This window comes from Streptomyces sp. ADI95-16, assembly GCF_003721495.1.
GTDB classification, from domain to species: Bacteria; Actinomycetota; Actinomycetes; order Streptomycetales; family Streptomycetaceae; genus Streptomyces; species Streptomyces goshikiensis.
This window is the reverse complement of sequence record NZ_CP033581.1, coordinates 4,942,903-4,964,805: the sequence shown is the minus strand read 5'-3', so window position 1 is coordinate 4,964,805 and position 21,903 is coordinate 4,942,903. Positions and strand designations below refer to the sequence as shown.

The window sequence follows — 21,903 nt, the reverse complement described above, 5'->3', positions numbered from 1 at the left end:
CGTCCGGAGCCCGCGTCCTGGCCCGCGTCCGGAGCCCGTCGGCCTGACCCGCGTCCGGAGCCCGCGTTCTGGCCTGCGTCCGGACCCCGCCGTCCTGACCCGCGTCCGGAGCCCGCGTCCTGGCCCGCGTCCGGAGCCCGTCGGCCTGACCCGCGTCCGGAGCCCGCTGCGCGAAGCCCTTCTCCCCGCCCCGCCCTTCCACCGTTCCCCGGCGCCGCCGGACGGCGCCTCAAACGCCGGCGAGGCTGGATTTTTCAGCCTCCCCGGCTACGCCGGACGGCGCGTCAAACGCCGGCGGGGCTGGAAATTCAGCCTCGCCGGCGTTTGAGGCGCGGGGGTTCGGGGGCTGGTCCCCGGCAACGGCGCCGCCGGGGGCTACTGGCGGACGTGGGTGTTGACCCAGTCGACGATGGAGGTCGTCGTCGCGCCCGGGGTGAAGATCTCGGCGACGCCCTTCGCCTTGAGGGGGGCGATGTCGTCCTCCGGGATGATGCCGCCGCCGAAGACCTTGATGTCCTCCGCGTCGCGCTCCTTCAGGAGTTCCAGCACCCGCACGAACAGCGTGTTGTGCGCGCCCGAGAGGATCGAGAGGCCGATCGCGTCGGCGTCTTCCTGGATCGCGGTGTCGACGATCTGTTCGGGCGTCTGGTGGAGGCCGGTGTAGATGACCTCCATGCCCGCGTCCCGCAGGGCACGCGCGATGACCTTGGCACCGCGGTCGTGGCCGTCGAGACCCGGCTTGGCCACCACCACACGGATCGGACCGGTCACACCCATCGCACTGCCTCCCGAGTGAACGAACGTTAAGTACAGCATCGCGCACGCCGCCGTTTCGCGGTCAATCACGAGGGGGAAATCACACGTGGGACGCCATTGATTCACCGCGACTGATTCACCAGGGGAGCCGCACCGAGCCGCAACCGGGTCGCCCCGCCACCGCGCCGCCAGCCGCACGGCACGGGGGCGGGGCCACATTCACATCTGCGGTGAACACGGCAGCGGGCGGTCGACCGACGCGTACCCAAGAGGCTCACGAGGCTCAAGAGGCTCAGGGGAGGCCGTCGATGGGTCTGTCGATCACGCCGTTGTCCGTTCCGCCGGCCGGGCCGCCCTCGGGGGCCGCGCTGCGGGCCGCCGTGCTGGAGGCGCTCGTACTCGCCGGGCACCTGCTCCTCTATCCCACCGGCGTGCTGAACGAGCGCCCGCCCGCCGGGCCGGCCGGGCCGCGGCCGCCGGTGCTGCTGCTGCACGGGTTCACCGACAACCGCTCCGTCTTCGTCCTGCTGCGCCGGGCACTCGGCGCGGACGGCCGGCGCCGGGTGGAGTCGTACAACTACTCCCTCCTGACGCGCGACCTGCGCGTCACGGCCCGGCTCCTCGCCCGCCGCGTCGAGGAGCTGTGCGAGCGCACCGGGCAGGACCGGGTGGACCTGGTCGGCCACAGCCTGGGCGGGCTGGTCGGGCGGTACTACGTCCAGCGGCTCGGCGGGGACGCGCGCGTCCGCACGCTCGTCACGCTCGGTACCCCGCACTCCGGGACCCGCGTCGCCCCCTTCATGGACGCGCACCCGCTGGTCCGGCAGATGCGCCCGGACTCGGAGGTGATGGCCGAGCTCCGCGCGCCCGCGCCCGGGTGCCGAACCCGGTGCGTCGCGTTCTGGAGCGAGTTCGACGCGATCATGGCGCCGACCGGGACGGCGCGCATCGAACATCCGGATCTGCACACCGAGAACGTGCAGGTCACCGGCATCGGGCACCTCGCCCTTCCCGCGCACCCCGCAGTGATCGCGGCGATCCGCCGGGCCCTCGACGGACGCCCCGGAGAGCTCGGCGAACTGTCGGTTCCGCAGGTCGGCGACTGGTCGTCCGAGTCCGCCTGACCCGGCCCACAGAACCCGAAAAAAGTCGAACGGATTTCGAACTCAAGGCCAAGGCTCAGTGTTTCGGCGACCGAAAGGCGGCCGAATGCCCGGTTCTCGCGAGGAGGAAGCCCGCCGAAGATTGTCGTCGCACGTAACCGGCGGGTACAGTCACGCCACTGCTCTCCTCCGGGGAACCTCCCATTCCCCGGCCACCCAGGCCCCCCACCGCCGAGGCGAAAGAGAAGTTGGTGAACGACCGCCCATCGTCGGGCCAGTACCCCGATCTGGGGTATGACGGCCTTTCCACCACCACTTTCGCTGGTGACACCGGCTACGTTTCCTATGAAACGCAGGGCCAGGGGTACAACTACGCGTACAACTCCTATGAGACCGGCGCGTACGACACCACCGCCTGGACCACGCAGGACAGTTACCCGCAGCAGGACGCGTACCTCTCCACCATCCCGAGCCAGGGCGTCTCCGCCGACGGCACCGGGCTGGGGGCACCTCCCGGCGGTGGCTGGGAGACGGACACGAGCGCCTGGACCACGGCGAACGAGGCCAACACCCAGTACCCGTCGGCCGGTTTCGGCTACGACACCTCCGGCGAGCAGACCGGGCACTGGGCGATGCCCGGCTACGGCACCACCGCCTCCGAGACCGGCGCCTATGACGCCACCACCTGGAACACCGTCGTCCAGGAAGAGGCCCCGCAGCAGCCGCAGCCCCAGCCCGAGGCCGCCGCCTACTCCTACGGGGAGTACCAGGAGCACCAGCAGGCGCCGTACGAGTACGCCGCGCCCGAGGCCGAGTTCATCCCGGAACCGGAGACCGAGACCGAGACCGGGCTCAAGCACGAGTTCGAGCCCGAGCCCGAGTTCGACTTCGACACCGAGTTCGAGTTCGATCCCGCCGCCGTGCACGATCTGCCCACCCAGGCCATGCCGGTCACCCCCAGCCCCGCGCCGAGCACCGAGTCGCGCGCCGCGCGCCGGGCCGCCGCCGCCAAGGGCGGAAACAGCCGCCGCCGCACCCCGGCGAAGCGTTCCGCCCTGCTGACCGTCGCCGTGCCCTCCGTCTGCGTCATGGGCGTCGCCGGAGTCGCCGCCGCGTCCGTCGGCGGGCTCACCGACACCGGCGGCAAGACGGGCGAAGAGGTCACCACCCTCGCCGCGCCCGACCCGGCCTCGGTCAAGCCGGTCGCCGCGAACAGCAAGCTCGACACCCAGCTGGCCGCGCTCAGCGCCGACGCGGGCGACTTCGCGGACCGCGCGAGCCGCACGCAGGAGCGCATCGACCTCCACCAGCGCCAGGAAGACGAGAAGAAGCGGAAGGCGGAGGAGGCTGCGGCCAAGGAAGCGGCCCGCCCCAAGTTCGCGATCCCCGTCGCGCAGCACGGCCTGAGCGCCACCTTCGGGCAGGCCGGCGGCATGTGGATGTCGGTGCACACCGGCATCGACTTCCCGGTCGGCTACGGGACCCCGGTCATGGCCGCCACCGACGGCACCGTGCGCACCCAGTGGAACAGCGCCTACGGGAACATGGCCATAGTGACCTCCCCCGACGGCACCGAGACCTGGTACTGCCACCTGAGCAGCACCAAGATCCGGTCCGGCAAGGTCAAGGCCGGTGACGTCATCGCGTACTCCGGCAACTCGGGCAACTCCACCGGCCCGCACCTCCACTTCGAGGTACGGCCCGGCGGCGGCGCGGCGATCGACCCCCTGCCGTGGCTGCGCAGCCACGACCTGGACCCGAACTGACCGAGGCGGGCGCGGGCGCGGGCTCCCGCCCGGGGCCCTGCCCGGGCCCCGGCGCCGGACCCGGCCCCCGCACCTACAGCTTCTGCACCGGCGCGTAGCGCAGCAGCAGCCGCTTCGGCTTGTCGTCCCCGAAGTCGACGGTGGCCTGCGCGTCCGCGCCGGCTCCCTTGACCTCCATCACGGTGCCCAGCCCGAACTGGTCGTGCGTGACCCGGTCTCCGACGACGAGCGAGATCACCGGCTTGTCGGCCGCGCGTCGCGTCGCGAACCCCGAGGGGCCCGCCTTCGTGCGAGACGAGGACAGGAACGCCTCGGGCGAGGTCCCGAACGAAGCCTTCCCGGAGCCGGAGCCGGAGCCCGAGCCGAAGCCGGAACCCGACCCGGACCCCGCCCCGTACCCGGAACCGCGCATCGGGCCCGCCGGCTTCTGCGTCGCGCCGGTCCGCTTCCACTGGAGGTACTCCGCCGGGATCTCCTCCAGGAACCGCGAGGGCGGGTTGTACGAGGGGGTCCCCCACGCGCTGCGCATCGAGGACCGGGTCAGGTACAGCCGCTCCCGGGCGCGCGTGATGCCCACGTACGCCAGGCGCCGCTCCTCCTCCAGTTCCTTGGTCTGCCCCAGCGACCGCATGTGCGGGAAGACCCCGTCCTCCATGCCGGTGAGGAAGACCACCGGGAACTCCAGGCCCTTGGCGGTGTGGAGGGTCATGAGGGTGATGACGCCCGTGCCCTCGGTGTCCTCGTCCGGGATCTGGTCGGAGTCGGCCACCAGGGCGACCTGCTCCAGGAACTCGGAGAGGGTGCCCGGGCCCACCGGCGGGGCGCCGTTCTCGGCGGCCTCGGCGGCCGCGGTCGCCCGCGCCTGCTCGAACTCCAGGGCCACCGCCGCCAGTTCCTGGAGGTTCTCGATCCGCGTCTCGTCCTGCGGGTCGGTGGACGCCTGGAGCTCGGCGAGGTAGCCCGTACGCTCCAGCACCGCTTCCAGGACCACCGCCGGACCGGCCCCGGAGTCGACGATCGTCCGGAGCTCCTCCATCAGGACGTTGAACCGCTTCACGGCGTTCGTCGAGCGCGCGGCCATGCCGAAGGCCTCGTCGACCCGCCGCAGCGCCTGCGGGAAGGTGATCTTCTCGCGCATCGCGAGCGCGTCGATCATCGCTTCCGCGCGCTCGCCGATGCCGCGCTTGGGCACGTTCAGGATCCGGCGCAGCGGGACGTTGTCCTCCGGGTTCGCGAGGACGCGCAGGTACGCGAGGACGTCCCGGACCTCCTTGCGCTCGTAGAAGCGGACGCCGCCGACGACCTTGTAGGGCAGCCCGACCCGGATGAAGATCTCCTCGAACACGCGCGACTGCGCGTTGGTCCGGTAGAAGATCGCGACGTCACCGGCCTTGGCGTCGTCGGCGTCGGTGAGCCGGTCGATCTCGTCGGCGACGAACTGCGCCTCGTCGTGCTCGGTGTCCGCGACGTACCCGGTGATGACCGCGCCACTGCCGGCATCGGTCCACAGGTTCTTGGCGCGACGGTTCTCGTTGCGCTCGATGACCGCGTTGGCGGCGGAGAGGATCGTCTGCGTGGAGCGGTAGTTCTGCTCCAGCAGGATCGTCGTCGCGTCCTTGTAGTCCTCCTCGAACTGGAGGATGTTGCGGATGGTCGCGCCGCGGAAGGCGTAGATGGACTGGTCGGCGTCACCCACCACGCACAGTTCGGCGGGCGGCAGGTCGGGGTAGCCGGTGCCGACCAGCTCGCGCACGAGGGTGTACTGGGCGTGGTTGGTGTCCTGGTACTCGTCGACCAGGACGTGCCGGAAGCGGCGCCGGTAGTGCTCGGCGACATCCGGGAAGGCCTGGAGCAGGTGCACCGTCGTCATGATGATGTCGTCGAAGTCGAGCGCGTTCGCCTCGCGCAGCCGCCCCTGGTAGAGCGCGTACGCCTGGGCGAGCGTCTTCTCGAAGCCGTCGACTGCCTGGGCCGCGAAGGCCTCGTCGTCGATCAGCTCGTTCTTCAGGTTCGAGATCTTGGCGTTGAAGGCCTTGGGCGGGAACTTCTTCGGGTCCAGGTCCATGTCACGGCAGACGAGCGCCATCAGGCGCTTCGAGTCGGCCGCGTCGTAGATCGAGAACGACGAGGTGAAGCCGAGCCGCTTGGACTCGCGGCGCAGGATGCGCACGCACGCGCTGTGGAAGGTCGAGACCCACATGGCGTTCGCGCGCGGGCCGACGAGGCCTTCGACGCGCTCCCTCATCTCACCGGCGGCCTTGTTGGTGAAGGTGATCGCCAGGATCTGGCCCGGGTGGACGCCCCGCGCGGCCAGCAGGTGGCCGATGCGGTGGGTCAGCACACGGGTCTTGCCGGAGCCGGCGCCGGCCACGATGAGCAGCGGGGATCCCGCGTGCACCACGGCCGCGGCCTGCTCGGTGTTCAGGCCCTCCAGGAGCGCCGCCGGGTCGATGACGGGCCGGGGGGCGCCGTCCCGGTAGTACTCGTCCCTGCTCAGGGGTACGTCGAACCGGCCCCCGAAGAGATCGTCCGCGCCCGGTTCCGGGGCGGCGTGCTCCTCGGGCGGCGGCGGGACCTCGTCGGAGGGGGTGAGGTCCGCCAGGAAACTGTCGTCAAAGAGGCTGCTCATCGCATTCCGAGTCTAGGGGGCGGGACCGACAGCCGGTCCCGGCACCGGAAAATCACCGCGTCATCCCGCCTGGGCGTGGGCGAGCACCAGCTCCAGCAGACCCGGGAAGCGGGCCTGGAGGTCCTCCCGGCGCAGCGCCAGGCAGGTCCGGCGGCCCTGGGGTTCCTGCCGGATCACACCGCTCTCGCGCAGCGTCTTCAGGTGGTGCGTGACGCTGGAGCGGGGCAGGTCCGGGACCACCTCGCCGCAGTAGACCGCCTCTGCGGAGGCCAGTTTGCGGACGATGTCCATCCGGGCGGGGTGCCCGAGCGCCGCGAGGACCTCGACCAGCTCGATCCGGTCGGCGGCGGGGTGGGTCAGCTCAGTCGCGGCGGCCATGCGCCCACTGTACGCAGATCTCGAACGGCCACGGCCGCCCGCGGACCGCGCGAACGCCGCCCGCGGACCGCGCGAACGCCGCCCGCAGACCGCCCGAGGGCCCTCCGCGGACCGCCCGGAGGCCGCCGCGGTGCGCCGGAAGGCGCCCCGTACGCTCGGCGGAATGAACGTACTGATCAATGTCTTCGTCGGCCTGCACATCGTCGGAATCGCCGCCCTCCTCGGCGGCTTCATGACCCAGATGAAGGCCATGAGCGCGGGCACCGCGCGCTTCATACCCGCGATGCTGCACGGCGCGCTGACCATGCTCGTCACCGGCGCGCTCCTCGTCGGCTTCCGCGAGATGGACGGCGCGGCCGTCAACAACGTCAAGATCGGCGTGAAGATGGCGATCCTCTTCGTCATCCTCGCCCTCGTCTACCTCAAGCGTGACGAGGAGCGGGTGGAGAAGGCGCTGTTCGGGGCGGTCGGCGGACTGACCGTGGTCAATATCTTCATCGCCGTTCTCTGGCACTGACCCCCGCCAGTCGGATCCGGTCGAATCCGGCCGTGTCCAGTCACTTCGGATCATCTCGTCATCCGCCCGTTACCGACGGGTCTAGCGTCCTCCTCCGAGCCCCGACGGAGGAAGGACGTGAGGCCCTCGTGGCCAGTCATCGAAAGCCCAGGCAGCGCCCGCTGTCCGGCGGCACCGTACGGACCGCCGCCACCCTCGCCCTCGCGGGCGCTGCCACCGCCACCGCCTTCGAAGGCACCTCCCAGGCCGAGCCCCAGCTCTCCCCCGCCCAGGTCAAGGCCGAGGTGGACCGGCTCTACGAGGAGGCCGAGGCCGCGACCGAGCAGTACAACGGGGCGAAGGAGAAGGCCGACGAGGCCCAGCGCGCGCTGACCACCCTCCGCGACGAGACGGCCCGCAGGACCGACCGGCTGAACGACGCCCGCCGCGCGCTCGGCTCCCTGGCCGCGAACCAGTACCGCGCCGGAAACCTGGGCCCCGCCGTCCAGCTGGCCACGGCGCAGGACCCGCAGGACTACCTGGACCGGGCCGCCTTCATGTCCCGCACCGGCGACCGCGGCGCCGCCGAGATCGCCTCCGTACGCCGCCGGCTCGACGAGGTCGGGAAGCTGCGCGCGCAGGCCGGCGGGAAGGCCGCCGACCTCCGCGCCCGCCAGGACGAACTCGCGGAGCACAAGGCCGCCATCGAGGAGAAGCTCTCCGCCGCCCGGCGGCTGCTGGCCAGGCTCACCGCCGAGGAGCGCGCCGCGTACGAGGCCCGGTCGGCCGGAAACCCGGCCGGTACGGCCGACACCCGCCCGGCCGCCGGGAGCTCCCCCGCCGGACCGGTCGCCCAGACCCCGCCGCCCGCCGACGGCTCGCGCGCCGCCCGCGCCGTGTCCTTCGCGTACGGAGCGATCGGCAGGCCGTACGTCTGGGGCGCGACGGGCCCGGGCTCCTTCGACTGCTCGGGCCTGACCCAGGCGGCCTGGCGCGCGGCCGGGGTCTCCCTGCCCCGCACCACCTACACCCAGATCAACGCCGGCCGGCGCGTCCCGCGCGACCAACTGGCCCCGGGTGACCTGGTGTTCTTCTACTCCGGGGTGACGCACGTCGGCCTGTACGTCGGCAACGGCCAGATGATCCACGCCCCGCGCCCCGGCTCCACGGTCCGGCTGGCCCCGGTGGACTCGATGCCCTGGGCCGGCGCCTCCCGCCCCTCGTAGGCCGCCCGGGCCCCGGCGGCTACGGCGTCTTGACCACCGTGCCCAGCCACTCGAAGGTCTGCGGCAGCTGCCGCGTCCAGGTGTCCATGTTGTGGCCGCCGCCCACCTTCTCCGCGTGCACCACCGTCGGCGCCTTCGACACCGCGCCCAGGTCGAGCCCGGACAGGTAGCCGTCGTGCTCGGCGCCCGACATCCACAGCGCCACCGCGGGCGGGGCCGGGGCGGCCTTCATGAGGCTGACCAGGTTGTGGCTCTTTCGCGTCCTCGGGTCCTTGGCGATCAGCGACGTGGGCTCCTGGCCCGGGTCGTTGTAGCCGGACAGCGAGACGGCGGCGCTGTAGCGGTCGGGGTGGGCGATCGCCAGCTTGGCGGCGCAGTAGGCGCCCGCCGAGTAGCCGGCCACGCCCCAGTGGCGGGCCTCCCCCGACGCGCGGAAGTTGTCGGTCACCATCTTGCGGACGTCGACGCTGAACCAGCTGTCCGCGTTGACCTTGCCCGGGATGTTGGCGCAGCCGGTGTCGGTGTCCCCGAGCAGCATGGCGCGCGGCGACACCAGGATGAACGGCTGCACCTTGCCGCTCTTCATCAGCGGCTCCAGCTTCTCGTGGGCCTTGAGCCCCTGGAACCAGGACTTGCCGGTGCCGGGGATGCCGGGGATCAGCTCGACGACGGGGAACGTGCGGTCCTTCCACGCCGGGTCGTCGTACTGCGGCGGCAGCCACACCATGACGTCGCCCTTGACCCCGGAGATCTTCCCGTCGAGCTCGGTCTTGCGGACCCGCCCGCCGAGGCCGTCGACGGCGGTGAACTCCTGGAGGACCTTCGGTTCGGCCTCCACCTTCTTGCCGCCGAGGCCGTCCGCGCCGAGGTCATGGGCGGCGGTGACGTACTTCCCGGTGCCGAACAGGTCGGCCCAGGAGGTGTAGAAGTTCTGGTCGTTGTTGATGCCGACGAAGACCAGCGCGATGGCGGTCGCCTGGGCGAACAGCAGCATCAGGGCCCGGGTGGCGAGGCGTACGGCGGCGGGCCCGCGCACCCTGGCCCACAGCGCCAGCGGCAGGACGACGGCCACCACGGCCAGGGCGATCACCGTCGCGAAGAGGGGGGTCCCCGTCAGACTCATCACGCCCCCCAAGAGGAGCGTGCGGTGCGGCCCGGTTGCCCGGGCCGCGTGCGTCGTGGATCACAACGGCGCCGGTCAGACCAGCCGGCGCGCCGTCGCCCACCGGGTGAGCTCGTGCCGGTTGGACAGCTGGAGCTTGCGCAGCACCGCCGAGACGTGCGATTCCACCGTCTTCACCGAGATGAACAGCTGCTTGGCGATCTCCTTGTACGCGTACCCGCGCGCGATCAGCCGCAGCACCTCGCGCTCGCGCTGCGTCAGGCGGTCCAGGTCCTCGTCCACGGGCGGCGCGTCCGTCGAGGCGAAGGCGTCGAGCACGAAGCCGGCCAGCCGGGGCGAGAACACCGCGTCCCCGTCCTGGACCCGGAAGACGGAGTCCACCAGGTCGGTGCCGGTGATGGTCTTGGTGACGTAGCCGCGGGCGCCGCCCCGGATGACTCCGATGACGTCCTCGGCGGCGTCCGACACCGACAGGGCCAGGAACCGCACCGGGTGTTCGGCCGCCGACATCAGCGGGGCGCAGCGGCGCAGCACCTCGACCCCGCCGCCGCCGGGCAGGTGCACGTCGAGGAGCACCACCTCGGGGCGGGTGGCGGTGATGACGGTGACGGCCTGGTCGACGTCGGCGGCCTCGCCGACGACCTCGACGCCGGTGCGGGCGGTCTCGCCGATCTCGGCCTGGACGCCGGTGCGGAACATCCGGTGGTCGTCGACGAGCACCACCCGGACCCTCCTGGTCTCCGGTGTCCCCGCACCCGAACCGGTCGTGGTCTCCTCGGTCATGCTGTGTTCGCCGCCCTCTCCATCTCCAGCTCGACTTCCGTGCCGCCGCCGGGCGCGGACCGCAGTCGTGCGGTCCCGCCGTTGCGCTGCATCCGGCCGATGATCGATTCTCGTACGCCCATGCGGTCGTCGGGTACCGCGTCGATGTCGAATCCCGGTCCCCGGTCCCGTACGGACACGAACACCGTCTGCCCCTCCACTTCGGCGTAGACCTGGACGGGCCCGCTCTCGCCACCGTACTTGGCGGCGTTGACCATCGCCTCGCGCGCGGCCTGCACCTGCGCGGACAGCCCGTCGTCGAGCGGGCAGTCACCGACGACGACGACCTCGATCTGGACCCCGTGGTGGTCCTCGACCTCGGCGGCGGTCTTCTTCACGGCCTCGGCGAGCGTGGCCGGCTCCTCCGCCTCGTCCTTGCCGGTGCCCTCGGGCTTGTAGAGCCAGTTCCGAAGCTCCCGTTCCTGGGCCCGCGCGAGCCGGCGCACCTCTCCGGCGTCCTCCGCGCCCCGCTGGATCAGGGTGAGGGTGTGCAGCACGGAGTCGTGGACGTGGGCGGCGACCTCGGCGCGCTCCTGGGCGCGGATGCGCATCAGGCGCTCCTCGGAGAGGTCCTGGGTCATCCGGATCAGCCAGGGTCCGGCGAGCAGGGCGACGCCGACGAGGACGGCGAGGGCGGCGGTGAGTACGTTGCCCAGCTGGGCGGCGGAGCCCCGTACGACGATGAACACGGTCAGGCCGACGCCGACGAGCGCGACCCCGGCGAGGCCCCGGCCGATCTGGAGCAGCCGGGCGTGCCGGCCGGCGGCGGCGCTCCAGTGGGCGCGGCGGGCGTTGTCGGCCTGGCGCCACACGAGCACCACGCCGGCGCCGACCAGCAGCGTCGGCCAGATGTAGCGGCCGCCGGCGCCGCCGGCCTGCACCTTGGCGCTGAAGATCGCGACGCCGACGCACAGCGCGATCAGGGCGGTGATCTGCCCCTTGGCGGGTTTGCGCAGCCGCAGGCTGCCGTCGGCGCGGGTCTCGAAGAGGGAGCGGTGTCCGCTGCCGCCGCCGACGCCGAGCGGTACGAACACCCAGAACGCGGCGTAGAGCAGCACGCCGAGGCCGTCCCCGAACATGAACAGGCCGAGGAAGGCGAGCCGGACCCAGATCACCGGCAGCCCGAGGTGCCCGGCGAGCCCGCGCGCGACACCGCCGAGCATCCGGCCGTCGGCGCTGCGGTAGAGCTTGCGCTGCGGGGTCTCGGTGTTCTCGGGCGGGGCCTGGGGGTGCGGGGGACGGGACGCGGCTGCTGCGGGCATGTCACCGATGGTCACACGCGCGAGGGGCGCCCGGCATCAGGGCATCCCCCCAGTCCGCCCCGGGGGATATCAGGGTCGGACCAGGGTCGGGCCCGGTGCCGGGGGGCGGCTGCGGCCGTCACGATGGACACATGACCGACGTTCACGGTGCCCCGGTGGATCCCGGGCCCCCCTCGACACCCGACGGGCGACCGCCCCTGCGGCGCGGCAGGCGCGACAAAGTCCTCGCGGGCGTGTGCGGCGGCCTGGGCCGGTACTTCGACCTGGACCCGGTGATCTTCCGGATCGTGCTCGGGGTGCTGGCCGTGACGGGCGGCATCGGCCTGATCTTCTACGGCTTCGCGTGGCTGCTGCTGCCCCTGGAGGGCGAGGAGGACAGCGAGGCGAAGAAGCTGCTCACCGGCCGGGTCGAGGGCGCCACCCTGGCGGCGGTGTTCGCGGCCCTGATCGGCTGCGCGCTGTTCCTGTCGATGCTGGACAACGGCGGGCTGGGGGTCTTCTCGGCGCTGGTGATCGTGGCGGTCGGCGCCGGGGCGTACTGGTCGCAGCGCGGCCGCGCCGCACAGCCCCCGCAGGCGCCGGCGGCCCCGGCCGCGCAGCGCGCCGCACAGCGGGCCGCGCACAGTCCGGCGCCGCCCGAGACGCAGGCGCCGCCCACCCCCGGCGGCCCGTCGTGGTGGCGGGACCCGCTGGTCAAGGACGGTACGACCGGCCCGGTCGGCTCGTCCGGCTACCTGTGGGGCCCCGACGACGACGTGGCTCCGGCCGCCGCCCCCGGCGTCCCGGCGGAGGCCCGGGAGCGGGTCCGTACCCCGGCTGTGCCCCGGGGCGGCATCGGCGGCCGGCTGTTCGTCCTGGCGGTGCTGGCCGGGGGCGTCGCCACCGCCACGGTGTGGCACGGCAGCGCGCTGGGGCACGCCCTCCAGATCGGTCTCGCCACCACGCTGGCCGTCTTCGGCCTGGGGCTGCTGGTCAGCTCGCTCAAGGGCCGTACCGGCTTCGGCACCGTCCTGCTGGCGATGATCACCGCCGGGCTGCTGGCGGGCGCCTCCGCGCTGCCCCGCGAGATCGGCACCGACTGGCGGTACGTCGAATGGCGCCCGGCCGCGGTGCAGGACGTACGGCCCGCGTACGAGGCGGGGACGGGGCTGGCGACGCTCGACCTGAGCCGCCTGGACGTCCCGAAGGGCGCCACGCTGAAGGTCCGCGCCGGCATCGACGCGGGGCGGCTCAAGGTGATCGTGCCCCGGGAGGTCACCGCCCGGGCCGACATCGGCATCCGCACGCTGGGCGACGTACAGCTGCCCGGGGACCGCGAAGGGGACGTACGGGTCCGCAGCGGGGGCGAACAGCGGCAGGTGACCCTGCCGCCCGCCGCCGGCACCGAGGCCGGCGGGACGATCGAGCTGCACCTCGCGGCGGGTGTGGGACAGGTGGAGGTGGCCCGTGCGGCGTCATGAGTTCCAGCCCGGACGGCTGATCGCGGGGCTGGTCCTGCTCGCGGTGGGCGTGCTCTACCTGCTCGACGCGACGGGCCGGGCCGATCTGCCCTGGTACGCGGTCGTCCCGATGGCCGCGGGCGGGCTCACGCTCGCCATGCTGGTCGGGATGACCACCTACGCGGTGCGCCGGGACCGGCGTGACCGGATCAGCGAGTCCAGCGAGAGGTAGGGCGCCCCGGCGAGGATCAGCGGGGTCCAGGCCATCAGGTAGACCAGGTCGTTGCCGTAGTAGTACGGGGTGACCGCCCAGGAGACCGTGAGCCACAGGCTGAGCGCGATCAGCGCCCCGCCGGTGGCCGCGATCCGGGTCAGCAGACCGGCGAGGGTACCGAGGCCGACCAGCAGTTCCCCGACGGCCAGGGCCACGGCGAAGCCGACGGGCGCGTTCAGGGCCGTGTCGACCAGGGCCGGGACCGCGGAGGTGTCGCGCACCCCGCGCATCAGCTCGCCGATGGAGCCGGGGCCGTCGGCGGACAGGAACGCGGAGTCCGTCAGCTTGTCCAGACCGGCGTAGACGAAGGTCACTCCGAGGAAGATCCGCAGCGGCAGGAGGGCGTGCCTGGCGGCTCGTTCCCTCAGCCCGGAAAGTACGTCAGTTCGGGTCACGGGACATGTGTACCCCGATCACTCCGCCACGTCGATGGTGCAGCGGTTGGATTCCACTCCGGCGGCGGTGACCACCTGGACATCGACACGGCCGGGTTCCACTTCGGCGGGCACCAGGACGGTCAGCACCGCGTCGGAGGGGTTGGTGAACCCGCCGGCCACCGGAACCAGCGGCACATGGACGTGGACCGCCCCGATCCGGACCACCAGCCGGGCCAGCATCTCCGGCGTCTGCGCCCCGGGCGGCACGAACCCGACGCCCCGGATCTCGATGTCGTCCCCGGGCCGGACGGCCGCGTCCAGATCCCCGGGCTCCCGTCTGCGCACCACCGACAGCACGAGCGGGCGGCTGCCCTCCGCGTACTTGGCCGCCAGGTACACCGCGGCCGACAGCGCGACCAGCAGCGCCAGCGCCCACGGCAGCTGCGGCAGCCGGTCCGGGAACCGGGCCAGCGACACCCCCGCGTAGACCACGACGACGGTGGAGACCAGGACGTACTGCGCGTCGGGGAAGCTGCCGCGCCCGGCGTCGTCCGTCAGCAGGTCGGCCCCGCAGGGCCGGTCCGCGGGCAGCTTCTGCAGCTTCTGGCTCATGATCCGTACGCAGACCACGCGGCGCACCAGCACCGCCACCCCCGAGGTCAGCGCCACCACCGCCAGCAGCGGCAGCGCCCGCCCGAGCGCGAAGCCCTGGTACAGCGCCTGCCGTTCGGGCCCCGGCGAGGACGCGGCCAGCCGCAGGGCGGGCAGCAGCGCGGCGAACGCCGTCAGCACGAGCCAGGCGCTGGGCACCGCCTTCGAGGTGGACAGCCGGTTGTCCTCGCCGACGATCGGGGCCAGCAGCCCGCCGCGCAGCGACTGCGCACGGGCGGCGACCGTGAGCAGCCCGGCCAGCACCAGCGCGGCGAGCAGCCCGGCGGTGCGGGCGGTGGACCAGCCGGTGCCCAGCGCGGCGCCGACCTGCACCACCAGCAGGGTCCCGGCGGCGATCCACACGGCGAGCACGGCCCGCCGGGAGAACAGGTACAGCCAGGAGGTGCCGGCCTCCCGGCCCCGGTCGGCGACCGTACGGGCCGACAGCGTCAGCTCGTCGGAGACCCACTGGCGGGACGCGCCGAGGGAGTGGGCGACGGCGGCCGGCAGCCCCTGCCCGGCGGCGAACTCGTCGCGCTTCTCCAGGAACGCGGCGACCGCGCGCCGGTGACCCACCCGGGCGCACACCTCGCAGAGGCAGGCGGCGGTATGGGTACCCCGGGACATCTCTTGGACAGCCACGTACGTGCCGCCTCTCTGAACTACGGTGCGATGCCAGCGAATTGTGCACCACTGCGGCAGTGTTCCGGATTGCGCACGATGTCAGAGCAGGTGATTAACCGTTCATGATGTTGACGCCACCGTCTGCCACAGCGGCTGGTAGTTCACCCAGGCCGCCAGATCGGAGCCGAACCGCTCCCGGGTGGCGAGCGCCGCCCGGTGGCCGATGAGCTGCGGTTTCCCGGCCGCGCCGGCCGTCAGCTGCACCCGCGCCGCCCGTTCCGCCGCGACGAACCACCAGACCGCGGCGTCCACGGAGTCCCCGACGGTCAGCAGCCCGTGGTGGCGCAGGACCAGCGCCTTGTACGGGCCGAGGGCGCGGCCGATCGCGGGGGCGTCCTCGGGGCCCGTGTACGCGTCCACGAGGGCGTGGTCCTCGTAGAAGGCGCAGGCCTCGTGGGTGACGGGGGCCAGCAGTTCGCCGAGGGCCGCCAGCGCCCTGCCGTACGGGGCCTGCGCGCGCACCACGGCCACCACCCCGGGGCGCTCCCGGTGCACGGCCGCGTGCAGGGCAAAGGCCAGCTCGTTGACCCGGCGCTGCCCCTCCAGCACGCGGCCCTCCCCGTCGACGAGCAGCAGCTCCCCGGGGGTCAGGCCGGCGAAGGCCCGCCCGAAGGGGTTCACCCAGTAGCAGTCCTCGAACTCCGGGTCCCGGGCGGTGACGTGCCCGGCCACCCCGTCCTCGTACCCGAGCCGGCCCAGCAGCCGCAGCGCCCCGGCGAGCCGCTCCTTGCGGTGCGCGCGTTCCTCGGCGGCGGTGGCGAACACCGGCGGCATCTCGAAGCCCAGCCGCTCCACGGGCACGGGTACGGGTCGCTCGGCCATGGCCCCCTCCTTCAGGTCGCGGCTTCGGGTCGCGGCGCAAGGTACCGGCGGCCGGCCGAAGAGGCCATAGCCGTACGCACGGCGAAGCCGCCGCTCCCCGGGGGGAACGGCGGCTTCGTCACGGGCGGCGGGGCCGGGTGGGGACTACTCCCACTCGATGGTGCCCGGGGGCTTGCTCGTGCAGTCCAGGACCACGCGGTTCACGTCCGCCACCTCGTTGGTGATGCGGGTCGAGATCCGGGCGAGCACCTCGTACGGCATGCGCGTCCAGTCTGCGGTCATCGCGTCCTCGGACGAGACGGGGCGCAGCACGATCGGGTGGCCGTAGGTGCGGCCGTCGCCCTGGACGCCGACGCTGCGGACGTCCGCGAGCAGGACGACCGGGCACTGCCAGATCTCGCGGTCCAGGCCGGCCGCGGTGAGCTCGTGGCGGGCGATGGCGTCGGCCTCGCGGAGCAGGTCCAGGCGCTCCTTGGTGACCTCGCCGACGATGCGGATGCCGAGGCCGGGGCCGGGGAAGGGCTGGCGCTGGACGATCTCGTCCGGCAGGCCGAGCTCCTGGCCGACCATCCGGACCTCGTCCTTGAACAGCTGGCGCAGCGGCTCGACGAGCTCGAACTCGATGTCGTCGGGGAGGCCGCCCACGTTGTGGTGGGACTTGATGTTGGCGGTGCCGGTGCCGCCGCCGGACTCGACGACGTCCGGGTACAGGGTGCCCTGCACGAGGAAGGCGACCGCGGGGCCGTCCTCCTGGAGGATCTCCAGCTGGGCCTGCTCGAAGACGCGGATGAACTCGCGGCCGATGATCTTCCGCTTGGTCTCCGGGTCGGAGACGCCGGCGAGCGCGTTCAGGAAGCGCTCCTGGGCGTCGACGACCTTCAGCTGCACGCCGGTGGCGGCGACGAAGTCCTTCTCGACCTGCTCGGTCTCGCCCTTGCGCATCAGGCCGTGGTCGACGTACACGCAGGTCAGCTGGGAACCGATGGCCTTCTGCACGAGGGCCGCGGCGACCGCGGAGTCCACGCCGCCGGAGAGGCCGCAGATGGCGCGCTTGTCGCCGACCTGCTCGCGGATGGCCGCGATCTGCTCCTCGACGATGTTGCCGGTGGTCCAGGTGGGCTTCAGGCCGGCGCCGCGGTAGAGGAAGTGCTCCAGGACCTGCTGGCCGTGCGTGGAGTGCATCACCTCGGGGTGGTACTGCACGCCGTACAGCTTCTTCTCGTCGTTCTCGAAGGCCGCGACCGGGACGACGCCGGTCGACGCGGTGACGGTGAAGCCCTCGGGCGCGGCGGAGCAGGCGTCGCCGTGCGACATCCACACCGACTGGTTCTCGGGGGTGCCCTCGAACAGGGTGGAGCCGGGCTTGGAGACGGCGAGCTGGGTACGGCCGTACTCGCGGGCGCCGGTGTTGTCGACGGTGCCGCCGAGGGTGACCGCCATCAGCTGGAAGCCGTAGCACATGCCGAAGACGGGGACACCGGCCTCGAAGATCGCACGGTCCAGCTGCGGGGCGCCCTCTTCGTACACGGAGGACGGACCGCCGGAGAGGATGATCGCCTTGGGGTTCTTGGCCAGCATCTCGGCCACGGGCATGGTGCTGGGCACGATCTCGCTGTAGACCCGTGCCTCGCGGACGCGGCGGGCGATGAGCTGGGCGTACTGGGCGCCGAAGTCGACGACGAGAACCGTGTCCGGGGCGCTGTCGTGGGTGGCGGAGGTGGCTTCTGGCACGGGGCAGGCCTTCCGGCGGAAGAGGGGGTTGTTTTGTCGATTCTAACGGGGGCCGGGTGGCCGTATTCGTCTCACCAGCCGAACCGGGTTGGCCGGGGGCGCCTCGGAGGGTAATAATCCGTCCATGCGCAAGCAGCTGAGCTTCCTCTTTACCTATGGCACCGGCCGGTCCGGTCGCCATGGGTCATCGTGATGCTCGCTTGAGCCGCTGACTTCCCAGAGCGCCCCGGTCCGACAGGACCGGGGCGCTCCGCGTTTCCGCTCCCGTCGGCCGGTCCCCTTTCGCCGCGACCCACAGGAGAGACCATGACCGTCACCACCACCCCCGAGCAGCTGATCGCCGGTTCCCGCGAGCGCATCGACGCCATCGACGACCGGATCATCGGGCTGATCCAGGAGCGGATGGCCGTTTCGACGGTGATCCAGGAGGCCCGGATCACCTCGGGCGGCCGCCGGGTGCACCTGTCGCGCGAGATGGAGGTGCTGTCGCACTGGAGCGACGCCCTCGGCAAGCCCGGGACCACGCTCGCGATGACCCTGCTGGAGCTGTGCCGCGGCCGGGTGTGAACCGCGGCCCCGTCAGCTCTGTCAGCCACACAACGGAACGGCCGGCCCGGGGGCGTCCCCGGACCGGCCGTTCCGTTGTGCGGGGAGGGGCCCTTCCCGCGTTACGTCGTCACGCGCGCCCGGTGTCGCGGCGGCGGACCGCCACGAACAGCAGGCCGCCCGCGGCGACCAGCACGGCCGCGCCGAAGGCGACCGGTCCCACGGAGCTGCCGGTCGAGGCGAGGTTGCCGTTGGCCTTGGGGCCCGTACCGGTGACGGCGGCGGTGGTGGTCACCGAGACGGAGGGGGACGGGCTCGTGGAGGAGCTCGGCTTCGGGGACGGGCTGCCGGTCGAGGAGGTCGGGCCCGGCGTGGGGCCGGTGTCCCTGGCGTTGATCACGAACGCGGCCTTGTCGTTGGCCTTGTTCGGGTCGAAGCCCTCCGCCTGGATGCCGTCGGGAGCCCAGCCGTCGACCGTGACGGAGCCCTTGGCGTCCGCCACGACCTTCTCGATCTTCAGCTCGAACGGGTAGGAGACCTTCTCCTGCTCGCCCAGCGCGGAGTCCGTCCAGCAGAAGTAGCGCGGGGCGCCCGCGTTCTGCTTGCGGCTCGTTCCGTCGGCCTCGACGCCCTCGCAGCCCGCGGGGGCCTTGGTGACCTTCGCGCCCTGCGGGATCACGATGTCGGTACGGGCGACGCCCGAGCCGCGGCGCGCGTAGGACACCCAGGCCGGGCCCTTGTTCCGGAAGCCGAGGTCGGCCCGGACGGTGTCGCCGGCCTTGCCCTTGAGGGACAGGGCGTCGGCCGCGAGGTCGGCGGTGTTCTTGACCTCGAAGTCGAACTCGTGCCGGTTGTCGCCCGGGGCGAGGTCGGCGCCCGGGCGCAGGGCCGCCTTGGCCGGCGTCCGCTCCGTGACGGCCAGCTTCTTGCCGGTGCCGGCGGTGTTCTTGCCCAGCTGCTGCCGGGCCGCGGGCTCCTTGCCGGCCGCGTTCACGGAGTAGACGATGCCGTCGTGGAAGGCGTGCGCGGCGGCCTTGAGGGTCAGCGCGCCGGAGACCTCGTAGACCGCGCCCGGCTTGAACTCCCCGTCGAGGACGCAGACCGTGCCGGTGGTCCAGTCGGACGCCTTGTCCACCGAGCAGTTGTCGTACTTCTCGACCAGGTCCATGCCGTGCGTGGTGTCGATCCGCAGCGCGACGCCGTTCACGGACTCCGTGCCGGCGTTGGCGAAGACGATCGGCAGGCCCTGGGTGTCGCCGGGGTTCATCTTCGCCTTGAGCGCGGCCTCCTCCAGCACCAGGTCGGGGCCGCCGACCTTGACCCTGGTGGTGGCCTGCTTGAAGGTGGCGCCCTCGGTCTTGCCGGTCATCGTCAGATCGGCGCTCGCGCCGAGCTTGCTGTCCTTGGCGGCGCTGAGTTCCAGGGTCGCGACCTCGCTGTCGCGCGGGTAGAGCCCTTCCGCCGCGCAGGTCACCGCGGTGGCGGTCTGCGTGCAGCCCTGACTGTGGCCCTTGGCGAGCGTCACGTCGGCGATGCCCTTGAGGGCGCCGAGGTCGATCGTGAAGGTGCTCCGCTTGTCGAAGACCGTGCCGGTGGTGTTGTCGACGCGGAATTCGACGGTGGTCTTGTGTGCGTCCCCGCTCGGTCCGGGGTGCGGACGCAGGCCGACCTCGGCCGGGCCGCTGAGCGTGAAGACGGGGTCCGCGGCGTGCGCGGGGGTGGTGGCCAGGCCCAGTGCCACCAGGCCGCTCGCGGCCAGCAAAGAGATGCGCTTTCTCATGCCCCCCTTGACCCCCGAACGTGCGTCGCAGTTGCCCGTCCCGCCATGTGACGGACACCACAGGCCACCTCGCCGGACTCCGGTACAACCTTCCGCCGTGACCGCCTGTCACACCAGTAACGCGGCGGGTACCGCGCTCGGAGGGGGAGCGCGGTGCCCGCCGCCGTCATGTCCGGGCGGACGTGGCCGTCAGAGCTCCGCTTCCGGTGTGCGCGGGGGCACGTCCGGGACGGCCAGGAACGGCAGCCGCAGCGCGCCGAAGGCCTCCTTCGGGACGGCCGGACTGACCGGTTCCACCGCCGCGAGGCGGGCGTAGGCCGCGCCCTGCTGCGGCCGCGGGTCCCGCTCGCCGTTGTTCGGCCAGTACGACATCGCCCGCTCGGCCTGCGCCGTGATCGTCAGCGACGGGTTGACCCCGAGGTTCGCGGAGACCGCCGAACCGTCCACGACCGAGATGCCCGGGTGCCCGTACAGCCGGTGGTACGGGTCCACCACGCCCTCCCGCGGGGAGGCGCCGATGGGGCAGCCGCCGAGGAAGTGCGCGGTCAGCGGGGTGCCCATCAGCTCGCCGACGTTGCTGCCCGGGAACCCGTTGATCTCCTCGGCCAGCAGGGTGGCGGCCTCGGTGGCCTCCTTGATCTGCACCGGGTTCGGGGCGCCGTGGCCCTGGCGGGCGGTGAGCAGGCCCTTCCCGAGGCCGCCCGGTTTGCGGTAGGTGGTCAGGGAGTTGTCCAGCGACTGCATGACCAGGCCGATGATGGTCCGCTCCGACCAGCGCCGGTTGGACAGCGAGCGCAGCAGCTGCACGGGGTGCGTGGCGGTCCGCGCCAGCCAGGCCCGGACCCGGTGCGGGGCGTACGGCACCTGGAGGATGGTCATGAACCCCATGGCGTTGGAGCCCTTGCCGTAGCGGACGGGCTCGATGTGGGTGTCGGCGTTGGGGTGCACGGACGAGGTGATCGCCACGCCCCTGGTGAAGTCGGCCCGCCGCTCCTTGCCGGCGCCCTCGCCGTGGCGCCTGCGGTAGCGGCGGTCGTCGGTCTGCGCGCCGACCAGGCCCTCCGAGTTGGTGCGGGTCAGCTCGCCGAGCCGGCCGGAGAGGCGGGGCAGCTCGCCGCGGTCCTTCATGGTGTGCAGGAGGGTCTGGGTGCCGTAGGTCCCGGCCGCGAGGACCACGTACCGGGCGCGCAGCACCTTCGCCTTGCCGGAGCGGCGGTGGTCGGTGGGGACGGTGCGGATCCGGTGGCCGCCGTCCGGGTGCTCGGACAGCGCGGTGACGGTGGTCATGGGGTGGATGACGGCGCCCGCGCGCTCGGCGAGGTACAGGTAGTTCTCGCCCAGGGTGTTCTTCGCGCCGTGCCGGCATCCGGTCATGCACTCGCCGCATTCGGTGCAGGCCCTGCGGGCGGGGCCGGCGCCGCCGAAGTACGGGTCGGGGGCCTCCTCGCCCGCCCGGACCCTCGGCCGCTCGGCGCCTTCCCGGCCGTCCTCGCCGTCGCCGAAGAACACCCCGACGGGGGCCATGTGGAAGGAGTCCCCGACGCCCATCTTCTCGGCGGCGGCCTTGAGATGGACGTCGGACGGGGTCAGCGTCGGGTTGAGCCGGACACCGAGCATCCGCTTGGCCTGGTCGTAGTACGGGGCGAGTTCCTCGCGCCAGTCGGTGATGGCCGCCCACTGCCGGTCCTCGAAGAAGGCCGCCGGCGGCACGTACAGGGTGTTGGCGTAGTTGAGCGAGCCGCCGCCCACGCCGGCGCCCGCGAGCACCATCACGTTGCCGAGGAGGTGGATCCGCTGGATCCCGTACAGCCCGAGGGCGGGGGCCCACAGGTAGTTGCGCAGGTCCCAGCTGTTCTTCGGCAGGCTCTCGCGGGTGAAGCGGCGGCCTGCCTCCAGGACGCCGACCCGGTAGCCCTTCTCGGTGAGCCGCAGTGCCGAGACCGACCCTCCGAAGCCCGATCCGATGACGATGACGTCGTAGTCGTACGCGTACTCGTCGGTGTTGTCCGACACTGCGGTGCCTCCCCGAGCGGTGGTG

19 protein-coding genes are annotated in these 21,903 nt (G+C 72.5%); 7 read left to right on the top strand and 12 right to left on the bottom strand.

Annotated elements, in window-relative coordinates:
* Positions 1 to 375 precede the first annotated feature (375 nt).
* Positions 376 to 777: a cobalamin B12-binding domain-containing protein gene (locus EES41_RS22195; RefSeq protein ID WP_008739554.1), complete on the bottom strand. Its 402-nt coding sequence runs from the start codon at positions 775 to 777 to the stop codon at positions 376 to 378.
* A gap of 287 nt (positions 778 to 1,064) precedes the next feature.
* On the opposite strand from EES41_RS22195, the gene EES41_RS22190 reads away from it, so the two are divergent.
* Positions 1,065 to 1,880, top strand: coding sequence for a triacylglycerol lipase (locus tag EES41_RS22190; protein ID WP_254211538.1), 816 nt, complete (start codon positions 1,065 to 1,067; stop codon positions 1,878 to 1,880).
* Positions 1,881 to 2,110: 230 nt separating this feature from the next.
* Positions 2,111 to 3,625: a peptidoglycan DD-metalloendopeptidase family protein gene (locus EES41_RS22185; protein ID WP_164495907.1), complete on the top strand. Its 1,515-nt coding sequence runs from the start codon at positions 2,111 to 2,113 to the stop codon at positions 3,623 to 3,625.
* 73 nt (positions 3,626 to 3,698) lie between these two features.
* Here the strand turns inward: EES41_RS22185 and pcrA are convergent, their stop codons facing one another.
* Together pcrA and EES41_RS22175 are read right to left on the bottom strand one after the other, a co-directional pair.
* A complete protein-coding gene (gene pcrA, locus EES41_RS22180) occupies positions 3,699 to 6,254 on the bottom strand; it encodes a DNA helicase PcrA (protein WP_123080003.1) in 2,556 nt (851 codons plus the stop codon).
* Between the two features lie 60 nt (positions 6,255 to 6,314).
* Entirely contained in the window at positions 6,315 to 6,632 is a 318-nt protein-coding gene (locus tag EES41_RS22175) for a helix-turn-helix transcriptional regulator (protein WP_073773753.1), read from the bottom strand.
* A 163-nt stretch (positions 6,633 to 6,795) separates the two neighbouring features.
* On the opposite strand from EES41_RS22175, the gene EES41_RS22170 reads away from it, so the two are divergent.
* Together EES41_RS22170 and EES41_RS22165 are read left to right on the top strand one after the other, a co-directional pair.
* On the top strand, positions 6,796 to 7,149 hold the full coding sequence (locus EES41_RS22170; RefSeq protein WP_123082626.1) for a hypothetical protein: 354 nt from the start codon (positions 6,796 to 6,798) through the stop codon (positions 7,147 to 7,149).
* A gap of 128 nt (positions 7,150 to 7,277) precedes the next feature.
* Positions 7,278 to 8,354: a C40 family peptidase gene (locus tag EES41_RS22165; protein WP_123080002.1), complete on the top strand. Its 1,077-nt coding sequence runs from the start codon at positions 7,278 to 7,280 to the stop codon at positions 8,352 to 8,354.
* Between the two features lie 19 nt (positions 8,355 to 8,373).
* Here the strand turns inward: EES41_RS22165 and EES41_RS22160 are convergent, their stop codons facing one another.
* The 3 genes from EES41_RS22160 to EES41_RS22150 form a co-directional block, all read right to left on the bottom strand.
* The gene (locus EES41_RS22160) at positions 8,374 to 9,477 is read right to left on the bottom strand and encodes an esterase family protein (protein ID WP_254211537.1); all 1,104 of its coding nucleotides are present in this window, start codon (positions 9,475 to 9,477) and stop codon (positions 8,374 to 8,376) included.
* Positions 9,478 to 9,552: 75 nt separating this feature from the next.
* On the bottom strand, positions 9,553 to 10,260 hold the full coding sequence (locus EES41_RS22155) for a response regulator transcription factor (RefSeq protein ID WP_123080000.1): 708 nt from the start codon (positions 10,258 to 10,260) through the stop codon (positions 9,553 to 9,555).
* On the bottom strand, positions 10,257 to 11,561 hold the full coding sequence (locus EES41_RS22150; protein ID WP_008739578.1) for an ATP-binding protein: 1,305 nt from the start codon (positions 11,559 to 11,561) through the stop codon (positions 10,257 to 10,259). The genes EES41_RS22155 and EES41_RS22150 overlap by 4 nt, the downstream gene beginning before the upstream one ends.
* Positions 11,562 to 11,692: 131 nt before the next feature.
* On the opposite strand from EES41_RS22150, the gene EES41_RS22145 reads away from it, so the two are divergent.
* Together EES41_RS22145 and EES41_RS22140 are read left to right on the top strand one after the other, a co-directional pair.
* A complete protein-coding gene (locus EES41_RS22145) occupies positions 11,693 to 13,021 on the top strand; it encodes a PspC domain-containing protein (RefSeq protein WP_123079999.1) in 1,329 nt (442 codons plus the stop codon).
* A complete protein-coding gene (locus EES41_RS22140) occupies positions 13,008 to 13,232 on the top strand; it encodes a hypothetical protein (protein WP_037791967.1) in 225 nt (74 codons plus the stop codon). Before EES41_RS22145 ends, EES41_RS22140 begins: the two co-directional genes overlap by 14 nt.
* Here the strand turns inward: EES41_RS22140 and EES41_RS22135 are convergent.
* The 4 genes from EES41_RS22135 to guaA all read right to left on the bottom strand — a co-directional run bounded on the left by EES41_RS22135 (position 13,178) and on the right by guaA (position 17,539).
* Positions 13,178 to 13,669, bottom strand: a complete 492-nt coding sequence (locus EES41_RS22135; RefSeq protein WP_008739580.1) for a DoxX family membrane protein — start codon at positions 13,667 to 13,669, stop codon at positions 13,178 to 13,180. The two genes, EES41_RS22140 and EES41_RS22135, sit on opposite strands and share 55 nt — an antisense overlap.
* Before the next feature lie 18 nt (positions 13,670 to 13,687).
* Entirely contained in the window at positions 13,688 to 14,944 is a 1,257-nt protein-coding gene (locus EES41_RS22130) for a hypothetical protein (protein WP_174261718.1), read from the bottom strand.
* Between the two features lie 102 nt (positions 14,945 to 15,046).
* On the bottom strand, positions 15,047 to 15,808 hold the full coding sequence (locus tag EES41_RS22125) for a class II aldolase/adducin family protein (RefSeq protein WP_123079998.1): 762 nt from the start codon (positions 15,806 to 15,808) through the stop codon (positions 15,047 to 15,049).
* Positions 15,809 to 15,952: 144 nt separating this feature from the next.
* On the bottom strand, positions 15,953 to 17,539 hold the full coding sequence (gene guaA, locus EES41_RS22120) for a glutamine-hydrolyzing GMP synthase (protein ID WP_037798048.1): 1,587 nt from the start codon (positions 17,537 to 17,539) through the stop codon (positions 15,953 to 15,955).
* Positions 17,540 to 17,845: 306 nt separating this feature from the next.
* Between guaA and EES41_RS22115 the strand changes: the two genes are divergently transcribed.
* Positions 17,846 to 18,106 (top strand): chorismate mutase, encoded by a 261-nt coding sequence (locus EES41_RS22115; RefSeq protein ID WP_073773758.1) that lies wholly within the window; start codon positions 17,846 to 17,848, stop codon positions 18,104 to 18,106.
* 109 nt (positions 18,107 to 18,215) lie between these two features.
* Here EES41_RS22115 and EES41_RS22110 read toward each other — a convergent pair whose 3' ends face one another.
* Positions 18,216 to 19,865, bottom strand: a complete 1,650-nt coding sequence (locus EES41_RS22110; protein ID WP_164495906.1) for a peptidase — start codon at positions 19,863 to 19,865, stop codon at positions 18,216 to 18,218.
* Positions 19,866 to 20,054: 189 nt separating this feature from the next.
* Positions 20,055 to 21,878, bottom strand: a complete 1,824-nt coding sequence (locus EES41_RS22105; protein WP_164495905.1) for a GMC oxidoreductase — start codon at positions 21,876 to 21,878, stop codon at positions 20,055 to 20,057.
* Between the last annotated feature and the right edge of the window lie 25 nt (positions 21,879 to 21,903).